General features: G+C 60.7%; 14 protein-coding genes and 1 tRNA gene. 3 read left to right on the plus strand and 12 right to left on the minus strand.

Annotation, left to right across the window (positions count from 1 at the left end; genetic code table 11):
* Positions 1-94 precede the first annotated feature (94 nt).
* The 11 genes from CCONF_RS08475 to CCONF_RS08525 form a co-directional block, all read right to left on the minus strand.
* On the minus strand, positions 95-598 hold the full coding sequence (locus tag CCONF_RS08475; RefSeq protein ID WP_290222675.1) for a hypothetical protein: 504 nt from the start codon (positions 596-598) through the stop codon (positions 95-97).
* A 436-nt stretch (positions 599-1034) separates the two neighbouring features.
* Positions 1035-2897 (minus strand): adenine nucleotide alpha hydrolase family protein, encoded by a 1863-nt coding sequence (locus CCONF_RS08480; RefSeq protein WP_290222676.1) that lies wholly within the window; start codon positions 2895-2897, stop codon positions 1035-1037.
* 59 nt (positions 2898-2956) lie between these two features.
* The gene (locus CCONF_RS08485) at positions 2957-5146 is read right to left on the minus strand and encodes a glycosyltransferase (protein WP_290222678.1); all 2190 of its coding nucleotides are present in this window, start codon (positions 5144-5146) and stop codon (positions 2957-2959) included.
* A complete protein-coding gene (locus tag CCONF_RS08490) occupies positions 5139-6116 on the minus strand; it encodes a hypothetical protein (protein WP_290222680.1) in 978 nt (325 codons plus the stop codon). The genes CCONF_RS08485 and CCONF_RS08490 overlap by 8 nt, the downstream gene beginning before the upstream one ends.
* Positions 6117-6176: 60 nt before the next feature.
* Positions 6177-6881 (minus strand): ABC transporter ATP-binding protein, encoded by a 705-nt coding sequence (locus tag CCONF_RS08495; RefSeq protein ID WP_435384103.1) that lies wholly within the window; start codon positions 6879-6881, stop codon positions 6177-6179.
* A gap of 175 nt (positions 6882-7056) precedes the next feature.
* Positions 7057-7989, minus strand: a complete 933-nt coding sequence (locus CCONF_RS08500; RefSeq protein ID WP_290222685.1) for an ABC transporter permease — start codon at positions 7987-7989, stop codon at positions 7057-7059.
* Between the two features lie 73 nt (positions 7990-8062).
* On the minus strand, positions 8063-10156 hold the full coding sequence (locus CCONF_RS08505) for a glycosyltransferase (RefSeq protein WP_290222686.1): 2094 nt from the start codon (positions 10154-10156) through the stop codon (positions 8063-8065).
* Positions 10153-10782 carry a hypothetical protein gene (locus tag CCONF_RS08510; protein ID WP_290222688.1) on the minus strand — a complete coding sequence of 210 codons (630 nt, stop codon included), beginning with the start codon at positions 10780-10782 and terminating at the stop codon, positions 10153-10155. The genes CCONF_RS08505 and CCONF_RS08510 overlap by 4 nt, the downstream gene beginning before the upstream one ends.
* A 14-nt stretch (positions 10783-10796) precedes the next feature.
* Positions 10797-12134, minus strand: coding sequence for a glycosyltransferase family 4 protein (locus CCONF_RS08515; RefSeq protein ID WP_290222691.1), 1338 nt, complete (start codon positions 12132-12134; stop codon positions 10797-10799).
* Positions 12135-12241: 107 nt separating this feature from the next.
* Positions 12242-13507, minus strand: a complete 1266-nt coding sequence (locus CCONF_RS08520) for a glycosyltransferase (RefSeq protein ID WP_290222693.1) — start codon at positions 13505-13507, stop codon at positions 12242-12244.
* Between the two features lie 18 nt (positions 13508-13525).
* Positions 13526-15478 carry a glycosyltransferase family protein gene (locus CCONF_RS08525; protein ID WP_290222696.1) on the minus strand — a complete coding sequence of 651 codons (1953 nt, stop codon included), beginning with the start codon at positions 15476-15478 and terminating at the stop codon, positions 13526-13528.
* Between the two features lie 204 nt (positions 15479-15682).
* Here CCONF_RS08525 and CCONF_RS08530 point away from each other — a divergent pair, with 204 nt between their 5' ends.
* On the plus strand, positions 15683-16537 hold the full coding sequence (locus CCONF_RS08530) for a hypothetical protein (protein ID WP_290222697.1): 855 nt from the start codon (positions 15683-15685) through the stop codon (positions 16535-16537).
* On the opposite strand, the gene CCONF_RS08535 is transcribed toward CCONF_RS08530, so the two are convergent.
* Positions 16534-17763: a hypothetical protein gene (locus CCONF_RS08535; protein WP_290222699.1), complete on the minus strand. Its 1230-nt coding sequence runs from the start codon at positions 17761-17763 to the stop codon at positions 16534-16536. The two genes, CCONF_RS08530 and CCONF_RS08535, sit on opposite strands and share 4 nt — an antisense overlap.
* Positions 17764-17912: 149 nt before the next feature.
* Between CCONF_RS08535 and CCONF_RS08540 the strand changes: the two genes are divergently transcribed.
* Positions 17913-17985, plus strand: a tRNA-Asn gene (locus CCONF_RS08540).
* A 430-nt stretch (positions 17986-18415) separates the two neighbouring features.
* The gene (locus tag CCONF_RS08545) at positions 18416-18688 is read left to right on the plus strand and encodes a hypothetical protein (RefSeq protein WP_290222701.1); all 273 of its coding nucleotides are present in this window, start codon (positions 18416-18418) and stop codon (positions 18686-18688) included.
* The last annotated feature ends 322 nt before the right edge of the window (positions 18689-19010 follow it).

Genomic DNA, 19010 nt, shown 5'->3' on the forward strand with positions numbered 1-19010 from the left:
CGCTATTCTTAACGTTTCGTTCCTATCCCTACCCGGAAACCTGATCTCCTGGTAGGGATAGTCGCATTAAATGGGCTATTACCATCGCGATTTGTTACTTCTCTGGCTGTTCACTGTCAAAGGGAGATGTAAAGCCAGCTTCAACAATCGCCAAGTCTAAGTCATCCGACTTGAGGTAAAGCAGCATCTCTCGCAAGGTCTCGCCTGGAATCGGTTTGTTCCCTTTTCTGTAACTGTCTAGCCGAACGTAGAGGCTGGGATCCGGCCCAAAGTCAGACAGGAAAGGCTTTAACTGGTGGTTCAGATAGATTGAGTCACCGGAGTTCTGGTAGATCAAGAGTTGAAAACCCAACGGCTTTTCAATCAGATCTTGGACCTTACGGAGCCCGTATTCATTCAAGATCTCTTGCGCGCTTTCGATTTCCTTATTTCCATGAGCAACTTCAAGGTACTTTTCCACCTGCGATTTTGGCCGAGCTCCTAAGTCGAGCCTCGGGTTGACGGCCAAAACGACGGAACCAAAGAACTCATTTCCGAACGCAACAGCCGCATAGCCACCGCCTGCAGGTCCAAAAAGAATTAGGCGCTTTGTGCCCAATTGCTCAGCAGCATGCCGAATTAGGGGGCGCTAGGGTGCCGTGCAGAGGACCGGTTCCGCTATCACCCGCAAACCAGCCAAGGTCGATGTCTCCCTTCGCAAGCGCAGGGTCGCTTACCACTCTAAGGTTTACTCCTACGTCTTTCGCAACACTTGCTCCCTGTAGCGAAGGCAGGGTCTTAGCCCTCGGACTCAAAGCGGAATGAAAAGAAACTAACGTTATGCTGGAATCCGCACTAGTCACTAACAGGCCCAGGTGAGTACCTCTAAAGTCAATCGAATGCACCCCACTCTCAATCTGCGAGCCCAGAAATTACGACACTCCCTCGAAGGAGTATTGCTTCTTCCATCGTGCCAATGACCTCGGCCGCTCTATGTCCTTTACCTCAATTCTCCGGTGAGGGTGAAAGATTATTTCCTTGTTCGACCGCTGTGCCTAGCTCTCAGCTGAACCGTTGACTGTATTCAGCCATAGCCCGCGCATCCATCGGTCGACAACGTAGAGACGCCAAATCAACTTGATCATCTCACGTCGCGATGAGTGCGCTGGGATCTCAAGGGCAGCGCCCTTCGAGAAGTCCCCGAGGATCCGCCAAAATGTAGGCTGTGTCTTGGATTTAAGCTTCACAAGATTCGGCGACTCGAGTAACTCGACTGCTAATTCTCGCGCAAGGGTTTCGGTATATTCTCGTGGTTTAAGTGTCTTCAATCGTTCATCGACATACGTATCTTTGGAGTCAACAAATTCAGGAACTGCACTTTGACGCTGCTCGTAACTATCTCGGCCTAATTCCTCGTCTGCACCTCGAGACTCAAACCACCAACTGCCGCCATTTGAAAGAGGGACTCGGTTTCCGACGGGCCAAATAAGCTCCAGCGCCCTAAACAATGCACGCTCCGACACTTTCTCTGACATCGTCAGAGCATCCGATACAGCTGCAACCTCGGCATCTGCAATGGGATAGGCTATTACCGCATCCCGCTCGTAAAGGTTGATATGCCCTTGAAGCCAACGACCAGACCGGAAACTCCGTGCGAAAAGGTAAAGATATTCAATCGATTGGTTCACAGCAACGTCGCTCGCCCACTGCTCTAGGAACTGGTTATATCCCTCTGTTAGAAAATCAGCAGCAAGCCAGGTCGCTTGCCGGCGGAGCGCATTCTTCAAAGACTGTGGGGTGTAGGACAATTTGTTAGCCTGTCCGCCTTTCATGAGCGGCCACTGCCCAAGAACGATAGCATCACCGTCATGCCGAGGGCTCGAACCTTCATACAAAGCCGTGTGCGGTTCCGAAGGAGGCACACCATCGGAAAGCCTAATAATCCTATCTACTTTGTCCGACGTTGCGGATAAATCAACTTCCTTAGGTGCTGTGACATGCAGTGGAGTTCCTGCTAGGGAGCACAAGGTTTGTGCCACCCTAACTTCTTCGTCAGAAGGACGCCCATAAGTCACCGCATACAGTGGAAGTTTTCGATTGCTCAACAATCCCAGGAGGATGCGGCTGTCTTTTCCTCCGCTCATGCGTAGTTGCACGTCCCCGCTGCCGAGGTCCCGGAAAGCACGTTCCGTCGCATCCTGAAGGGCAGATGCCAAGGCTTTGCCGCCTTCCTCTTCTGTATGAAACTTGTCTAACCGCGAGTGGTTCCCCGCAGGAGCATCAATAGTCCGAATACGCCCAGCACGGATTTCCAAGGCCTGATCTACCGCAAGTGTTGATACCTTCTCATAAGGCGACGCTGTACTCACGTTGAACCCGAAAAGCACGTACTCGTCCAGATAATCGTCCGAAAGCTTCACGTCTCCCAGGACTCCTTCGACACGAGCCAGAGCTGCTAGTAGCGGTCGATTTGAGACCACTACAAAGTCGTCGTTCTCGGCGTAGTGCGCAGTTTCCAGAGCAGGCACGGTGTTCCAAATTGTCACGCAGTCGCGGTATCGCTCACCAAAAACTGCAACGTACGAACCCCACAGCGGGTCGGTGAAAACGAGCTTTTCTCCACGGCGGCTTACATAGTGAATCAGATCTTCCGCAACGTCTTGGCCCGAGGAATAGGCCCACCAATCCTTCTTCTTGCGTACAGAATTGGGTTCCTTGTCACGAGCCCAGGTAAGAATGGATGCCAGACCATCAGCACCCGGTGTTGCGATTTTCGGTTCAGCTCCGTAGTGGTTACCGACCACGGCACGATAGGTTGTAAACACCCGCCGCAAAAACTCCGAGCTCTGTTTCGCACGTTGCTCGGCTCCGCCTTCGCGCTGACGTTCCTTGGGAATAGCTAATAAGAAAATACTCATTTATTTCTTTCGAGAGAGGAGACCGGTATTAGAACAAACGCAGCTTACATGTTGTCCACCTAGAAGTCTTTAGAGAGAATACCGGCCCACTGGGTGTAAATACTGTCCGTGTTCCACTTCGCCGTATTTTGACGGGCGCTAAAGCTCATTTCCTTGAAACGTTCGAGAGAGCGGGCGGATAGAACGACTTCGGCCTTCTGTGCAAGATCTTCGTAGACATTGTCACTCCCAAAGACTTCTGTCGAGCCGGCACGTCTCCAGACTATCGGCACAGCTCCGGACGCCATGCCTTCGGCTGGGGCGAGGTGAAAGCTTTCTTCATCGCTGGGCGAAAGGACGAAACCGATTCCTCGCAGCCACGAAGCAATGTCCGTGCTGAACGGCTCGAAAACGACGTGGGTGGAAAGAAGCTCATCTTCTCGTAGGCGCGCGAAAAAGTCGAGGTATTTGTGCCTCTGCAGGTTGTCTTGCCACACGTAGGGGTAGTCCCAAGGCATTCGCCCCTTGATGTGGAGATAGTAGCGGTCGTCCTGTTCCAGTAGCTTGCTGAGCAGATCCAAAGCCTTATCGGGTCGTTTCAAGAACGGCACCATCCCTACGAGGCCTAAGTGGTAGCGAGCATCAGGCCCCTTCGGGCGCGAAAAGTCTTTGGTGTCAATCATGTTCGGAACCACCTGGACCTTCCCGTCCAGTTCGGGAAGGAATTCAATAGTGGCCCGTCGATAGTGCTCCGAAACCGTGAGCACAGAATCAACTGCTTCTAAATTCGCGTCGGCGAACCAGGGAGTCCGATTGCGTGTTTCGAATCCGTGGAGGCGAGCAATAAGGCGAGTATCTTCGGACTTGTGGTTTGAGTAGTACGTCAAGTTTGGGCCAGCAAACTCGCAGAAGATGACGTCGGCCCATTGGGCTAGCTCGTTGCTTTGTGCCTCATTGTGCTTGTGCAGGGACTCCCAATGGTCGAACTTTATCTCAAAACGAGGATCCTTGAGCAGCCGAGAAAGCAGTTCGCCAGCGAATTTGAGGTCATGGGATGCCACCAGTACCTTCGTCGACTCATACGCATTTCCGTTGTCTTTGTCATTGCGCAAGACCATCGCGCGGGTAAACACGTCGCGCAAGCGTTGGACAGCAGAGCTCATCGAGTATTGACGGACCGCTTGCTGGACCGAGGCTTGAACCTGCGGGACTGAGTTGAGATTCGCCACGATGGTGTCAGCTAAAAGGTCAACGTCAGTATGCGCGTTAACGAAGAAGGGATAATCAGCCCCCAAGAGGAGTTCATGGTCGCCGTTGCGGTTAATTACCGGCGGAGTGCCAGCTGCTGCGTATTCCAAGGCTTTTGTGGAGATCTCCATGCTGGAGTCCAGCTTCGAAGTACGCCACCCGATTCCCAGGTCTGCCTCCGAAATCATGCGCAGAGACTCTTCACGCGCGACCGCACCTACTGCCGTGACTCCGGGGTACTCCCCTCGTTGGGCAGACTCAAGTGCCTGGGCCATTCGACTACTCCAGCTCGCATCGTCCTTGTCCCGATTGATCTTTGCTCCGATGACTGTCAGGTGGGCACGCACTCCCCTCTCTTGGAGCTTGGCCGGCAGTTCCAGCATCTCCAAGGTCTTCCAGTCCTTGGCGAATTTACCCGCGTACACGATCTCTAGTGGTCGTTCTTCCCTCCCACCGTCTTGTGTCCTTTCTGCGAAGGCCTTATCGGGAATCATAGGAGGAAGGAGGTAGGTTTTCCCAGGGGCCGAAGGCGCTAGGGCTTCGAAATAGGAGCGGGAAGTCTCCGTCTGTGAGAACAAGCCAGCTGAGCGAGAAGCAACGCGTTCCAGACGCTTCAGGCCGTGGGCGGATAGCTTGCTCGGAGGAAATGGCAGGTCAGTGACGTAGGACCATAGGATTTCGTTAATCCCCTGCTCCTTGCAAAATGCATTACACGCATCGAGGCCGCGGACCACAACAGCATCAAGGCCTTCCACAGCGTGGATTTCCTTTACGCGAGCAGCACACTGTCCAATATCGAGGACGCTAATTTCCTCGCTCGAAGGATTCGGCACGTAGTCAATGATTACATTGTCCAGGACTGAGACCGCTGATACCAGCTTCTTGTCGGTGGGTTCAGTCTTCAGAACCAGCCAAACCTCGTCGAAGACTTGGCTAAGGACCTCCGTAATCGACATCATCCAGATGGAAGAGCCGTCGATAATATTGGGGTTAATGTCAGCGTATACAGCAGCCTTAGACATTGCGCGTGCTCCCCTTTTCCAGATAGTTCTCTAGCTGGGCGTACATCGCCAAGCCTTCCAACTGCGCCCTATCGTCTTCGCCGTCACCAATTACGTAGTCCGCTGCCTCTCGCAACGAATGCGTCAAGGTCGCAACCTCGGCCCCAGCGAGGACGAACACGATCGCCCCTTGCTTCTTCGCCAGTTTCAACGACTCCGCTAATTCAAGGAAAGTGTGCAAGCGGAAAGACTCCAGCCCGTGCGCCCACACTCCCCTACTGAAAGCTTGCTCCTCGATAATCACGTAATCCTGTGGGGTAGCCACTACGCGTCGGGTTTGATTCGGCTTGAGAGTCTCGAGGTTTACCGAATCAGACAGATCCGACATCAATTCAGTTGTCCCAATGACCGCTACACGTTTAATCCATCGATCCTCGGGCGAGTCGAAGACCGCACTGAAGTTCTGGTATTCATCACTAGTTACGCTGATGGCGGCTGCCCCACGACCGATAACTCCCGGCGTATTCGACCGCCGAACAGAGGATGCAGGGATCGCTCCGGCAGCGTATACGCTGCCGGTCTCAGCAGCGAAGGGCGAAGTATTATCTAGAGTATCTGCAGACACCGGATATGCGGGCGCACTAGGAGAACCAGGGCGTGCCTGTGTCTGGTCAGAGACCGAATTTCTTTGCGCTGCCGCATTCGAAACTTGCGGCTCTAGGTACTTGAGGCGACCATCCACCTGTCGGAAGTACTGTCGAAGCTCACCCACCGATTGTTTTGCCCAAGACAAAAACCCCACGGCGAAAAGAAGAGCAACAAGGCCACCGGCAAGAGCAAAAATGGTTTCCACGACACCTTGCGGAACAATGAAAGCCACTGCAAACAGCACAAACGCCACGGCTAAAAGCAGCGTCAACGCTTTACCGTGGCGGATTTTGCCTAGAACTCTCATCCCGGGCCTTTCCACAATTTTCCAGACTAATTTCAACTGCTAATTCAGAATACACAAGGTATCTCACCCTCGTGAGGTAACTGGGGGACCTCCGTTTTAACCCAAAACGACGTTCGGAGGCTGATAAGCCGCGGTGACTTCCTGGAGGTACTCGTGCGCGGGGTCTTTGTTGTCCTTGCCCATCAGGCGTGCCCACTCGTGGTACTGGGGAGAAACCACGTCGGTGGGGCCGTCGGCGATGATGTGTCCCTTGCTGATCCAGATGCAGCGCTTACAGTTCTTCTCTACCTGGCCGATGGAGTGGGAGACCAAGAAGAGGTTGCCGGCGCGCTCTAGGACCTCGGCCATGCGGGCCTTGGCCTTGGCGCCGAAGGCGGCGTCGCCGGTGGAAAGGGCCTCGTCGATGAGGAGGATATCGGGCTTGACGGCGGTGGAGATGGCAAAGCCCAGGCGGGAGCTCATGCCGGAGGAATAGGTCGACATGGGGCGTTTGATGGCATCGCCCAGCTCAGTCCACTCGGCGATGAGCGGGATCTGCGCGCGGGCCTCGTCCGGCTTCATTCCCAGGGCCAGGCAGCCCAGGTAAATGTTTGTCTCCCCGGACAGGGACTTTTGTAGGGCGGGGCTGACGCCCATGAGCATCGGCTGCGAGCGCACCAGGATCTTACCGCTGGTGGGCGACTCGCCCCCGGCGATGAGGTTGAGCAGGGTGGATTTACCGGAGCCGTTCAGGCCGATGATGCCGACCGACTCGCCGGGTGCTGCGACCAGGGAGGCATCGGTAAGCGCGTCGACGACCATCTTGTTCTTGCCCGCCCGCACGGTTCGGGCGTCGTCGGAGCGGGACTGGCTGATGACGTAGCGCTTGGAGACGTTCTGGACGACGACGTTGGCTTCCTCCACGTAGTGGACGTTGTCGTCCGCGTTCTCCTCGCCAGCCGCAGCGGTGCTAGCGGCGGTCTTTGCTGGGTCGATCTTATGCAAGTCGGACATATTTGTGCTCTGCTCCCCAGAAGTAGATAAAACCCACCACGAAGGTGCCGAAGGTCCAGGACAGTAAGGTCAGCCAGGTGGAAAGGTCCGGGCAGGTGCCATAGATGGTGGAATTACGAATCGCCATGAGAAAGATATACGCCGGGTTGTGCGACATTACTTCCTGGACGACCGGCGTGTGTGAGAAACGATCCAGCGAGAACATCACGCCGGACAGGAAAAACCAGGCCTGCGTAACAATCCCCATCAGCGCCTTGACGTCGGGGATCTCCGCGGTCAGGCGCGCCGAAATCATCATCAGCCCGCAGCCGAAGATGTGCAGCATCAGGTAGAGCGGCACCACCAGGATGATGGTCCAATTAGGTGGCGTGCCCCACTGCGCCAAAAAGGCCAGGACCATGCCGATGAGTGCGGGCAGGAGGTTATCGATGCCGGCGCGCAGGGTCTGCGAAAACGCCAGCGAGGCCCGCGGGAAGGCAAAGGTGCGGATCATCCCGCGGGACTTGGTAACCAGGCCGCTGCCGGCGGAGAACAGGCCGGTGATCATGCGCATGAACATGATGCCGAGGATGAGGTAGCCAATGAAGTTCTCGATGCCGCGGGAGGTCTTGAACAGGTAGCCGAACAGGAATCCGTAGAAGGCCACGTCCAGGATCGGGTTGGCCACCAGCCACAGCTTCCACAGGCGGTAGTCGCGCGTGGAGCGCAAGGCCTTGGAGCGGGCTTCCGCGATGACGAAGAAGCGGCGCTCCCAGAGCTGCTGGAGGTAGGTCGACAGGCTGGGTCGGGGGTTGAGCGGTTTCAGCCCCTCCGGGGACACGATCTGGACCGGGCCGTCGGAATGGGTGATCTGCTCATTGAGCTTCTGGAAATAATCGACGCTCTGGGAGTTCTCCCGCTTTCGGTGACGGCTCATTTACTTCGGCCCCCTTTCCGTTGCCTCATTGTCTTAACGTACCTCTTTGTTTTCACTTGAAACTTCAACCAGCCTAGTCAATTTCCCTTAGCAAATGATAAAGGGTTTTTACTATCGCATCCGTGTCGCCGGATTGGCTGCGGTAGTCCAGTGTCAGCCCCGACAGCGGCGAGTCGGCGGTGACAATCCCCCACACGGGCGTGGTGGATGCAGAATAATCGGAGTACTTCGACGGCAGGAACGGGTTGACGGTAAAGGCGGACCCGGTGGTCTCCGCGTCGTTAACCAGCAGCACGTCGTAGTCCTCCGTAGTAGCCAAAAAGTCCAGGTAATCCGCATAAGGGTAGGCGCGCACATCGACGGGAGCGCCTGGCGCCTCGGCGGCCTGCTGCCACCGGAGGGCATCGACAGCCGCGGGGTCGCCGCAATAGATGTGCAGGACAAAGCGCTGGCGCGCGTTATCCGGCAGGGTGGCCAGCGCCTGCAGAACCGGGCCCATGCCGCGGTTGGCGTAGAAGTTGCCGAAGTAGGCGATGTTGATTTTGCCCGGGACTGCCTGGGCCCGCGAGGTACCCAAGGAAAACAGCTCGCGCGGCGGCGGGGTGTGCGGCCGGATGACGGACTTCGCCCGGGCTTCTTCTTGTAACCCCTCCGGGTACGGGGCCAGCATGACCTCGCGCTGGTTGGCGTTGGTAAAGACCAGGCGGTCGGCATGGAGGAGGGTTACGGCCTCCGTTAGGGCGAAGTGGGTATCCAGAGTAATCCCCGGCCACCGGCTGGACGAGACCGCCCGCCGCAGCTGCAGCGTGGTCAGCCCCGGGGTGATAGCACCCTCCCGCGGCTGGCCATCAACGCCGAAGCGCAGGGGATCGGAGAACTCGGCCTCCCAGTAAAGCCCCGGGTGCTTCAGTTTGACCAGGGCCGCGGCCACGTGGGAACCGGACCACAAGGCACGCGAGTATATCTCCTCGTAAGGCTCAGCGGATGTCATCCGCTTGCCGGCCACCCGCGCGGCTTTCCGGGCGAAGCTGGAGATCAGCGGCCACGCCGCGAAGGAAGGATCGGCCCGGATTTCGGTGTGCTGAGCCAGGTAGGGCTCGACGATAAGCTGCGTGGAGGGGTCCTTGCCCCGCACGCGGGACATATCCGCAAAGATGGCGTCGACCAGCTCGCCGCGTGCGGCAATGTGCTTGGCCACGACGTTGGCCGCGGTATCCGCATACGGCGGGAAGCAATAGGAGATCACCAGCCGGCGAGCCTTCTCCGTGCGCAACTCTGCCCACGGCAGACCCGGCACCTTGAGGTCTACTGCCTCCGCGATTGCGCTGTCCACGTCCCCCGGATTGGTTTTCAGGTAATCGCGCACGAAGGAGAACTGGGCGGCCTCCAGGCTTTCGCGCGCCTGGGCGGAGGCCTCCGGGACTTTGATGCCGCGCAGGCTAGCGATGCAGGCCAGGCGCTGGCGCACGCTAAATTCGTACGAGCTGGCCTGCCGGCTGACCGACCCGGCGCGCTGGGTACGCAGGTAGGCGGCCCCGGCGAGCTCTTGCGGCACGCGCAGGGCCAGGTCCGGGTGCTTGAGCAGGTGCGCGAAGAAGACCACGTCCTCGCCGGAGTCCAGGTTTTCGGCGTAGCGGTAGCGGGTCAGGACCGCGCTGGGGACCACCTTGCAGGCGTTAAAACCCAGGGCCCAGGCGGTGCCGCGCACAAGCTGCGTGGTCCCCGCCAAGGCTTTGATGCGCACGCCCAGGCTCGTGGATTCCTCGCGCTGCCCGGCGCGCACGTCCACCATGGGCAGCAGCGCGCAGACTCCCGGCCCAGCCATGGCCAGCCCCACCTCGAGGAAACGCGGTTCGAGGCAGTCGTCATCGTCGAGGAAGGTGACGTATTCCCGCCGCACCGCGGCCAGCCCGAGGTTGCGGGCGCGGCTAGCCCCTGGGGCATCGCTAGTCAACACCCGTAGGTTCAGCCCCGGGTGTTCCGCGCGCGCCTGGGCCAGGACCTCGTAGCTGCCGTCGGCCGGACCGTTGAGCACCACGATGACCTCGAAGAGCTCCGGCGCAAGCGTCTGGGCTGACAGGGATGCCACCACGGCCGGCAAACGCTGGCAGCCCTGGTATGAGGGCACGATGACGCTGATGCCCGGCTGGAATGCTCCGCGGCTCATCGCAGCTTCTCCAATCCCTTGTAGAGGTAGGCCACGAGCGTGGCCGGTAGGTACTGTTTGATGGGCTTGGCCAGCGGCACCACCTTCTTAACCACCAGCGAGCCCAGGCTGGGCTCCGACAGCGTCGGCTCGGTAGGCTTCGGCTCGGGCTCCACGCCAGGACCGGCCTGGGCGGCCAGCCCCCGCACGAAGTCCTCGCTGGAACGGGTCGGGCTCAAAGCCGTGCCCAGGCGCAGGCGCAACCAACCTTCGTCAGCGTCGAACCCGGTCACGCACACCTGCTCTTCAGGAACGTCTGCCCGCAGCAGCCCCACCATCCGCGCCACGTGTTCGTGATCTACCCAGAACTCCGCCTGCTCGTGGCCGGCGCTGAGCCACCGCGAGACGGCGTCCAGGGTGAGCGGCTCGGGAGTGTTGACCAGAATGAGCCGGCCGCCCTCGGCGGGCCACGTGTCTGGAAGCCCGGACAGGAAGATGGCATCCCCGGCCACGGACGCCAGGGAGACCGGCGCCTCGGAGTCGTCCAACACGACGACTGGCCGCGCGGGTTGCGCGGTGGACCGCTCTGGGGCTTGGGTATTAGTGCCGTATGCCGCCTGGTAGGCGTCTAGGCTGCTGATACGCATGATAAATGTGCCGCCTACCTGGTCGCGTTCTGCTGGTTGTGCTGCATGTGGACGTTGTTGCGCTCGATCCGGGCGAGGATGGCGAGCAGGTTATCCGGCACCACCTCGTCGCGCTGGTGCTCCACCCACTTCCTGCCGGCCTCGCCGACCTGGAGCATCTCCGGGTTCTTAGCGAGGCTAATCCACAGATCCGCCAGGGCCTCCGGGTGTTCCGGCTCCACGACGTGGCCGGCGCACAGCTGGTGGATGAGCGACGCGGCCTCTCCGGCCACGGCCGCGCTGATGTGGATGCCTAACTGCATGAGCTCGTAGGTCTTGGACGGGATAGCGCGCTCCAGGGCGTCCCAATCGGTCAGGTGCACCAGGGCGGTATCCGCCCACTCGTAGTATTCCCGGAGCTGATCGGCCGGCAGCCGGTGGTGGAATTCGACGTCGAGGCCCAATTCTTCCGCACGCTCATTCAGGGCGAACCAGGTAGCCCCGTCGCCGATCATGCGCAGGTGCACATCCAGGCCCTTGTCTTGGGCAATCTTGGTGGCCTCCAGGGCGTTTTCCAGCTTCTGGGCCCGTCCCAGCGTGCCGGCGTACAGCACGTTCAGTCCGCCTTCTCGCGGTGCCTTGACCTGCCGGTCGTAGTCCGACCGGGGAGCGAAGACGTTGCGGATGGTGGTCAATTCCGGCTTTGGCCCCGGCATAGTCCGGGCGAAGTAGTTGGCCAGGTAGTCGCTCTCCCGCTGGGTGGTGGTGATGACCCCGGCCGACTTGCGCAGCGCCGAGTACATGACTTTTTCGGTGGCCTTGGTCAGCACTTGGAGCGGGCCGCGGCTCAAGATCTTTTCGCGCAGGGTCCTCCGGCCCGTCCCGGAATTCCAGTCGCGGCTCTCGCGCAGCAGATCCGGCCAGGCGTCACGCAGGTCGATGACGTAGGGCACCCGGTGGATCCCCGCCACCAGCCGCGTCACCGCCGAGGTCGGCAGGGCCGGCACGGTACCGATGACCAAATCCGGCCGCAGCTTGCGGACCTGGTGCGAGGGGTTCAGGTGCATCAGCACCATCGAGGCGGCAACCGATGCCTGGTTAAAGATCCGCTGCGTCAGCGAGCGGCCGGCGGGAAAGAATCCCGAGCGGATGACCCGCTCCCCTGCGGGACCTTCCTCGGCGCGGCGCGCGGAACGGAAGCTGCGCTGGGCCAGCCATTGCCGGAGAGAGATCTTGCGCTGGTAGTGCGGGGGCGGCGCGATGACGGTGACCTGGTGTCCGTTGCGAATGAGGATCCGCGAGAGCCACGCCCACCGCCGCTGCGGTACCCCGTTTTCCGGATACCAGTACTGGGAAAGGACAAGGATCTTCACGGCAGACTAGGTGCTTTCTCTCACGGCGGGATATCGGACTCTCTGCGACTCCGGGCTCTCGGCCCAGGGTATCTAAGATTATCTAGATTTCTTGGTAGCCACTTTGTCTACTTTAGTTCCGATTGCTCGCTCGGAAAGCTCAATTCAGCACTCCGAAGGAAAAACGGGAGAGATTTGCCGAAACGGCGCACCCCCAGCCCCACCACGCGGAAGCCGTCCGGGAGGAAAACCTCCACCGTGCTTGACCCGCTCCCCGGCCGGGAGTCCAGGTACTTGTAGTAGCCCACCTCCGCTTGCACGGACTTCGGTACGCCCGGCAACGAGGCGCCGCCGGGGACTGGGTGGCCGTCCGCGGTCTGGATGTCCAAGGTGACCAGCCCTTGGTGGGGTCTGGCAGTCGGCGCGAAAATATGGTCAAGCTCCAGGCGGAAGGCCTGCAACGGCCGGGGCATTTCTAACCGGGCTGCTGCCCACACCAGAGTGGGCCGGGGCAGGGCATTGGCAGTGCGCTCATCCACGACCAGCGGCGCCACCGTGGGGAACAGGCGCTCCAGGGTGTCGCCGTCCTCGAAGCGCGGGTATTTGGACATCGCCTTGACCAAGCTCGACATGGAGGGCCCGTCCTTGGCGCGCAAGGCGTTGTCCTGGGACAGGTGGTTGAAGCGGACATAGCCCAGCTTGCGCGAATCCAGGATGACCGGGTTCTTCCGGTCCACCATGTTGTGTGGGGCCGGGCGTGGAGATTGCAGCTTCCCTCCTTCGCCAAACTGGCAGATGTACATCAGCCCCATGGAATTCATGGGGAAATGCGCCTGCCGCAGGTTCGTCACGCGCCCCCGGTGGAGGATGCCCTCCACCCCGAGCGGCAAGCTGACGGCCATCCCGCAGTACTCCGGCCGCACATAGCGCGCCATGGTGGCGAAGTACTCGGTGCTCAGCACGTCGTCATCGTCGAGCCGGTACTGTCCGAAGGCCTCGCCCGCGGCCACGTGCTCGCGCGCGATATCTGCCAACGGAGTCCCGGCCTTGCCGTCGGGCCGCTTATCGAGGTGCAGAAAATCGTAGCGCTGCGCCGCCGCGGCGAGACTGCGCTGGTATTTTTCCGGCAGCGACTCCGAGTAGGAGACCACGTGCACCACGTCGAAATCCCGCGCGGCCGCGGCCAAGGCCGGCAGTGTGTGCTGGATGAAGATCTCCTCCCGCAGGTCCAAGCGGGCCGGGGCGTAGAGTTCTTTTTTGTAATTCTCCACGCTCTTGGCGGTTTCGGCGGGGGATTTGGCGCCTGTGGTCGCGGCGCCGTCCTGCTGGGTCAGCCGCCACGACGTCGAGGTCGGGTTGAACAGGCTGTACCGCGTGCGTCCGATGAAAAACATGGTGTGCTCTCCCCTGCCCTAGTCCTCGCCTGCTTCCCGGCCCACGAAGACGTGGTCCCGGTTGAGCCCGTAGCTTTCCACGTTCCCGTTGCGCTTGAGCGCCGAGGCCTCCACGTCCCAGGTGTGCCCGTGGGCGGCGCGGACCTGGATGTAGTTGAAACGGTCGGCCGAGTAAATCCTGCCGCCCGCGGCGGCCACGTCGCGCAGGAACTGGGTGTCCTCGCCCCTGCCGAGCTCCCGGAAGGGATGATCCACGAAGGTCTCCCGCCTGCCGGTCAGCGTCGCACCTAAGACCAAGTCGGTCCACAGGTGCTCGCGCCACGGTTTACGCAGCACCAGCTCATCGGTGTCGGCCAGGTACAGGTAGGACGCCTGCTTGCCCACGACCTCGGCCCCGGAATAGCGCAGGGCGTTGACCTGGTCGCGCAGGTAGTCCGGCCCGTAGCAATCGTCATCGTCCATCTTGGCCACGTAGTCACCGCTCGCCTCGCCCACCAGCCCGTTGAGGACCTCGCCCAGGCTCGCCCCCGCGGGAAATTCGCGGAAGAGCACACCCGCCGGGACCTGCTGTGGGGCAGCAATCCCGTGAAATCCTACTAGAACCTCCAGCTCGACCTCGCGCTGGGCCACGATCTGGTCCAGGGCCTCTGGCACGCGCTCCGGCCGGTTGGTAGCCATGATGACCGTAACCTTCGGCCGGCCGGTCCATTCGTTATCCGCAGGCAGGCCTGCCGCTTGGACGATCTGCTCGGCGCGGTGGGTATAGGTGTGCCCCTCCCAAATGATCCGCTGGGCCTTATGCACCATCCGGTCCCGCGCGAGCGGGGAGCGCACCAAGGCCTCGATGCTCGCCGCAGCCGCGTCGATGGCCTCCTCCGCCTCCTCGCCCGGCTGTTCCGCGGGGCTGTCGATGCTCAGGACTTCGCCGGGGCCGAACAGGCGGGATATCCCCTCCGCCGGCGTGGTCGCGACCGCAGTGCCGACGGCGAGCAGCTCCACGACGCGGCGGGAAAACATGGTCGGGCTATCCGTGACGGTGTTGACGTTGAGGAAGACTTTGTAGCCGCGGTAGGCGCTGAGCATCCGCCCGTAGGGCAACGCGCCTACGACCCACTCGTCGAAAGGCGCCGGGAAGGTGTATTTGTCGTCCACGTCCTGGTTGCGCGAATAGATGGTCAGCGCCGAATGCAGGTTGTCGCTGGCTAGCAGCCCGGCGCGCAGGATGAACTCCATCTGCCGGGCCCGGTCCGGGAACTTGTGGTGGAAATAGGTTCCCGCAAAGCAGAGGTCCCCGCGCTGATAACGCCCGCTGACCGCCGTGCGGATGGGGTTGTGCACCCGGGGCTGGGCGGCGAAGGGAGCGACCACCACGCGGCTGTCTGGCAGCGCCTCCTGGTAGCGGGACGCGCAGGCGGCATCGGTAGTAGCGACGACCTCAAAGAGCTCCGCGGAAGCGAGAAAGTCGTCGAAGTGGGCCGGGTCCTCCTTGTTCCAGAACACCGTGGGGATGCCGGATACCCGGCAGTGCGCAACCAACTCGCGCAGGTTGTCCGAGGGAGCGTTGCTGCCGACGACCTGGTAGCGCCAGGCCCCGGAGTTTCCCTGCCAGGCGGACTCAACCAGCAGGAAATCAATGCCTTCAGCGATCTCCTCGCGCCAGCTCTCCGGGGACAGTGGCACCAGGTCGAATTCCCCTCCCCAGGCCAGGTGCGAGAAATCATCCAGGATGGCGCCCACCCGGTAATGGCCAAAAGGCTTGGGCCGGGACGTGTTTTCCGGGAACTCCTCAAAACCCAGCGGATCGAAACCGCGGAGCTCGGCGCGCTTCATCTCCTCTACCCGCTGCTTATCCGCCGCGTCCTGCGAGGCCTTCAGCCGGAGATTCTCCCGGTGCTCCAGGTGCCTTCCCAGCTGCCGGAAACCGCCCTTGCGCAGGTGCCACAAGGCGGTCCGTAATTCGGAAAGGTTCATCGCTGGGCTCGTTTTCGGTTCGGGGGATCGTTGGGTTTTCGGTGGATTTCCGCTGGGTTACAGCGCCACAGAAAAATGTTAACTGCGAACATCTTAAACGAAGCCCGCTCACTCCCGCAGGGTTGTGGCTTAAGCCTGCACCCGTTTTCGCGAGCGTGTACAGGGTGGAACACGTGGACGCGGCAAAGCGCTAGACTTGTGCGCATGCCTTTCGTCAGAAACTACCGGCGCTACCGCGCGGATACCGTGCTCCACCGGTCCCTCGACGATTTCTGCCACGCCGCGCTCACCCCCGGCATCCAGGTCATTGGTTACGAGGATGCGCTGTTGGAACTGATGGTGGTCGACCGGCAGGCAGCCACCACCATCGTGGTCTTCCACGCCGCCGCCGACCCGGCGACGACCAGCCTTCCGCTATTTGTGGGCCAGCAGTTGACCGAAAACCTGGACGCCAACCTTATTTTTGTCTCCGATCCGATGCTGGGGCGCAGCACCGCCATCGGGTGGTTCACTGGGTCGCCGTCCCTGCCCCTGCAGGACGACCTCGTCCGCGCCATTTCCCACATCCAGGACGGGCTGGGAAATGCAGAAAACCTCATCTTCTACGGCTCTTCCGCCGGGGCCTTCGCCGCGTTGTACTACTCCCACCGCTTCCCCGGTTCCCTAGCCATCGTGGCGAACCCGCAGACCACCATCGCCGGCTACTACCCCGGACACGTCAAGGCTTTTCTGGACAGCAGCTGGGCGGGCGCGCCGATTGAGGACATCCCCGCCGTCACCGACATCACCCCGCTCTACGCCGAATCCTTTCCAAACCACGTGGCCTACCTGCAGTGCAACGACGACGAGCTGCACCTGACCCAGCACTGCCGGCCCTGGAAGGACGCTACCGCCGACCACGCCGCGCGCCGCCGCTTCCTGGTCGGCGACTGGGGCCCGGGGCATGCCCCGCCCCCGTTTTATCTCCTCCAGGGAATCCTGGAATTCGCGGTCTCCCTGGGTGGGCATTGGGACGAGCTGCTGGCCGACGACATGTTCAGCGACAACATCACTGGCTAGCCCGCCTGCTTTTCCTTGAAGGCCTGCCAGTAGCGCAGGAACTCCGCGCTGGCTTCCGCATCCTGGGCCGAGTAGTACTCGATGCCGGCCTGGTCCAGTCCCGCGGTCAGCGTGGCGTGCAGCGGCTCCGGGTAGTTGCGGTACATCCGCCCGTCTGCCTTGCGCATGAAGTCAAAATCCATGCCCCGCACGTCGCGCACGATCTGCTGGCTGAACCCGCGCACCAGCTGCCGGGCCAGGTCGGGGCGCCCCAGCCAGCTCAAATACATCGCGGTCAGGTCCGTGGTGAAGTTGTCTCCGAACGTGAAATAAGGCTCCGCCGGCATCTCGATGCGCGGGAGTGTGATCGGCGTGCCCGCCGCCGCCAGCACCGCCTCGACGAGCGCCCGCTTGCGCACCAGCTTCTCCTCTCGGGGTCCTGCCAGGGACTGCAACGAATCCGCCAGCAGCTCCGGCGCGTTGTGCGCGAGCACCAAGACCGTGCCGGCCTCGGTCAGGCCCAGCGTCGGCGCCGCGTTCGTCATCCCCGCCGCTGCAAAAGGCGGGAACGTGAAGTTGTTCTCATAGGCGCTGCCCCGCTTGAACCTGGTCGATTCCAGGATAGAGCCGAACGAGCAGTACTCCGCGCGCGTCGTGGCCGCGGTCAGCAGGGTGCCCAAGCCGATAAACGACCACGAGTTCCCCCGCAGCGGGGTGCGCACCACGTTGGTCTCCACGCGGATCGGGTCGAAGCGCTGAAAGAACTCCCGCTCGCGGCTAAACCTCCCGCCGAAATCCAACGAGACCAACTCATGGTCTTCCGGCAGCAGGTAGCGCGCCGCCAGCGAGTCAAACCCGCCGGAAAAATTCAGCACCACCTTGCCGGGGGCGGGTTCCGCCACCCCACCCGGCGCGGTACCCGCCCCGTTGGGTGCGCCTTCGGCGTTGACCTCCGCCTGCGTCCACTCGGCTATCGCCTCCCGCACACCCGCGGATACCTCGAAACCGAAATCGATGCGCTCGAAGTTCTTGCCCGTCAGCGTCGATAGCGCCAACGCCAAGAAATCACCCGTGACCGCGACATCACGATTAAACGCGAAGCTCACACGCACCGGTCGCTGTGCCCGCCCGGGAAGGAGGCGCCACAGCTGCTCCGGGCCCCATTCCGGCGGCCCCGGCAGGTCCGTGTGCACCACTAGGGCCCGCTTGGTCCACGTGTGCGGGTGAAAACTAATTCGCGAAGTCACCCCTCTAACCTACCTGCCGCAACCCACTCCTTCCGCGCCGCCAAAACAATTCCAGAAAACCTCTCCTGCCTGGCGATTTGTGTTATTCGGAGGTTTCCTAATATAGTTATGTCTCGTTGCAGCGAGCATTCGTTGCAGCGAATGGACATTCCTCCATAGCTCAGTTGGCAGAGCATTCGACTGTTAATCGAAGGGTCACTGGTTCGAGCCCAGTTGGAGGAGCAAACCAAGCCCGCTGTTTACAGCGGGCTTTTCTTTTGTCTATATGCGGCGCTCCCCCTCCTCGCCTCGTGAGGTATAAATAGAAACATTCACGCCATCTCCTATCGATGGCCAATGCCCTGTTTCCCTGCCCCTGAAAGGCCTCACAATGCGCCGCATCTTACCCCTGATTTTCGCTTCACTTCTTTTCGTCAGCGCATGCGGAGACGAGCAAGGCAATTCTTCCGAGGACCCCACTTCTGCCTTCTCTACTAGCAGCCCGTCCACAACTTCCAGCGAGAGCACCAAGCCAAGCACTCCGCAGGAAACCAGTGAAGAACCGAGTTCCGAAGAACCTGCGGCACAATCCCAAGATCCCACAGCATCGGCTACGGAACCACAAGAGCCTTACGTTGTCGAGTGTCTCCCCGGGACACCGGGTCCTTCGCGGATGTCAGACGGAACCACTCAACCTACTGACTTCTGCGCCAACCAAGAAGGCGCTGAAGAGTATCGTGAGGCCGAGGCCAACGCCGGACTTCCCGATGCCGCGACCATCCCCTATGCCGACGGGGGCACGTGCCCTGCGGCAATCTGCGGATACGGCCACGATGAGAACGGCAACCCGAACCCCTCCAGCGGTGAAATCCAAAGTTGGTGGATGAACTGCATTTCCACCAACTCGGAAGAATACTGCCGAGCGAACGACCCCTACACAAATTAGGCCGCTTGCTACCTCCCGAGCAAATCAGCAGGCTCCACAGCACGTATGAGGCATCCGGCTTTGCGTTACCCCCAAGGCCCAAGCAATCAGGAATACAACCCCACCGATGGTTTCTATTCGGGACAACCGCGTTTACCCCACGATTACCCCCGGTATAGGGCATCGTTGCAGCATAGGGGTGTGTGAAAGCGTTTGTAGGCAAACGTAGAGTGCAATAGACATATTCGCCTGGTTTCGGTGCGGGGGTAAAACGCAAAGGAGTGCGGCGCGTGGGTGGCTTCTATACGCTGGGCCGTACGACCTTGGATTTCGCAGTCGCGCC

It is taken from the genome of Corynebacterium confusum (assembly GCF_030408715.1).
GTDB lineage: Bacteria > Actinomycetota > Actinomycetes > Mycobacteriales > Mycobacteriaceae > Corynebacterium > Corynebacterium confusum.

Coding starts and splice junctions, on each gene's coding strand:
- CCONF_RS08510 (WP_290222688.1), bottom strand. CDS start 10,782: ATGCGTATCAGCAGCCTAGACGCCTACCAGGCGGCATACGGCACTAAT.
- CCONF_RS08500 (WP_290222685.1), bottom strand. CDS start 7,989: ATGAGCCGTCACCGAAAGCGGGAGAACTCCCAGAGCGTCGATTATTTC.
- CCONF_RS08525 (WP_290222696.1), bottom strand. CDS start 15,478: ATGAACCTTTCCGAATTACGGACCGCCTTGTGGCACCTGCGCAAGGGC.
- CCONF_RS08480 (WP_290222676.1), bottom strand. CDS start 2,897: ATGAGTATTTTCTTATTAGCTATTCCCAAGGAACGTCAGCGCGAAGGC.
- CCONF_RS08530 (WP_290222697.1), top strand. CDS start 15,683: ATGCCTTTCGTCAGAAACTACCGGCGCTACCGCGCGGATACCGTGCTC.
- CCONF_RS08495 (WP_435384103.1), bottom strand. CDS start 6,881: ATGGTCGTCGACGCGCTTACCGATGCCTCCCTGGTCGCAGCACCCGGC.
- CCONF_RS08485 (WP_290222678.1), bottom strand. CDS start 5,146: ATGTCTAAGGCTGCTGTATACGCTGACATTAACCCCAATATTATCGAC.
- CCONF_RS08545 (WP_290222701.1), top strand. CDS start 18,416: ATGTCAGACGGAACCACTCAACCTACTGACTTCTGCGCCAACCAAGAA.
- CCONF_RS08505 (WP_290222686.1), bottom strand. CDS start 10,156: ATGAGCCGCGGAGCATTCCAGCCGGGCATCAGCGTCATCGTGCCCTCA.
- CCONF_RS08520 (WP_290222693.1), bottom strand. CDS start 13,507: ATGTTTTTCATCGGACGCACGCGGTACAGCCTGTTCAACCCGACCTCG.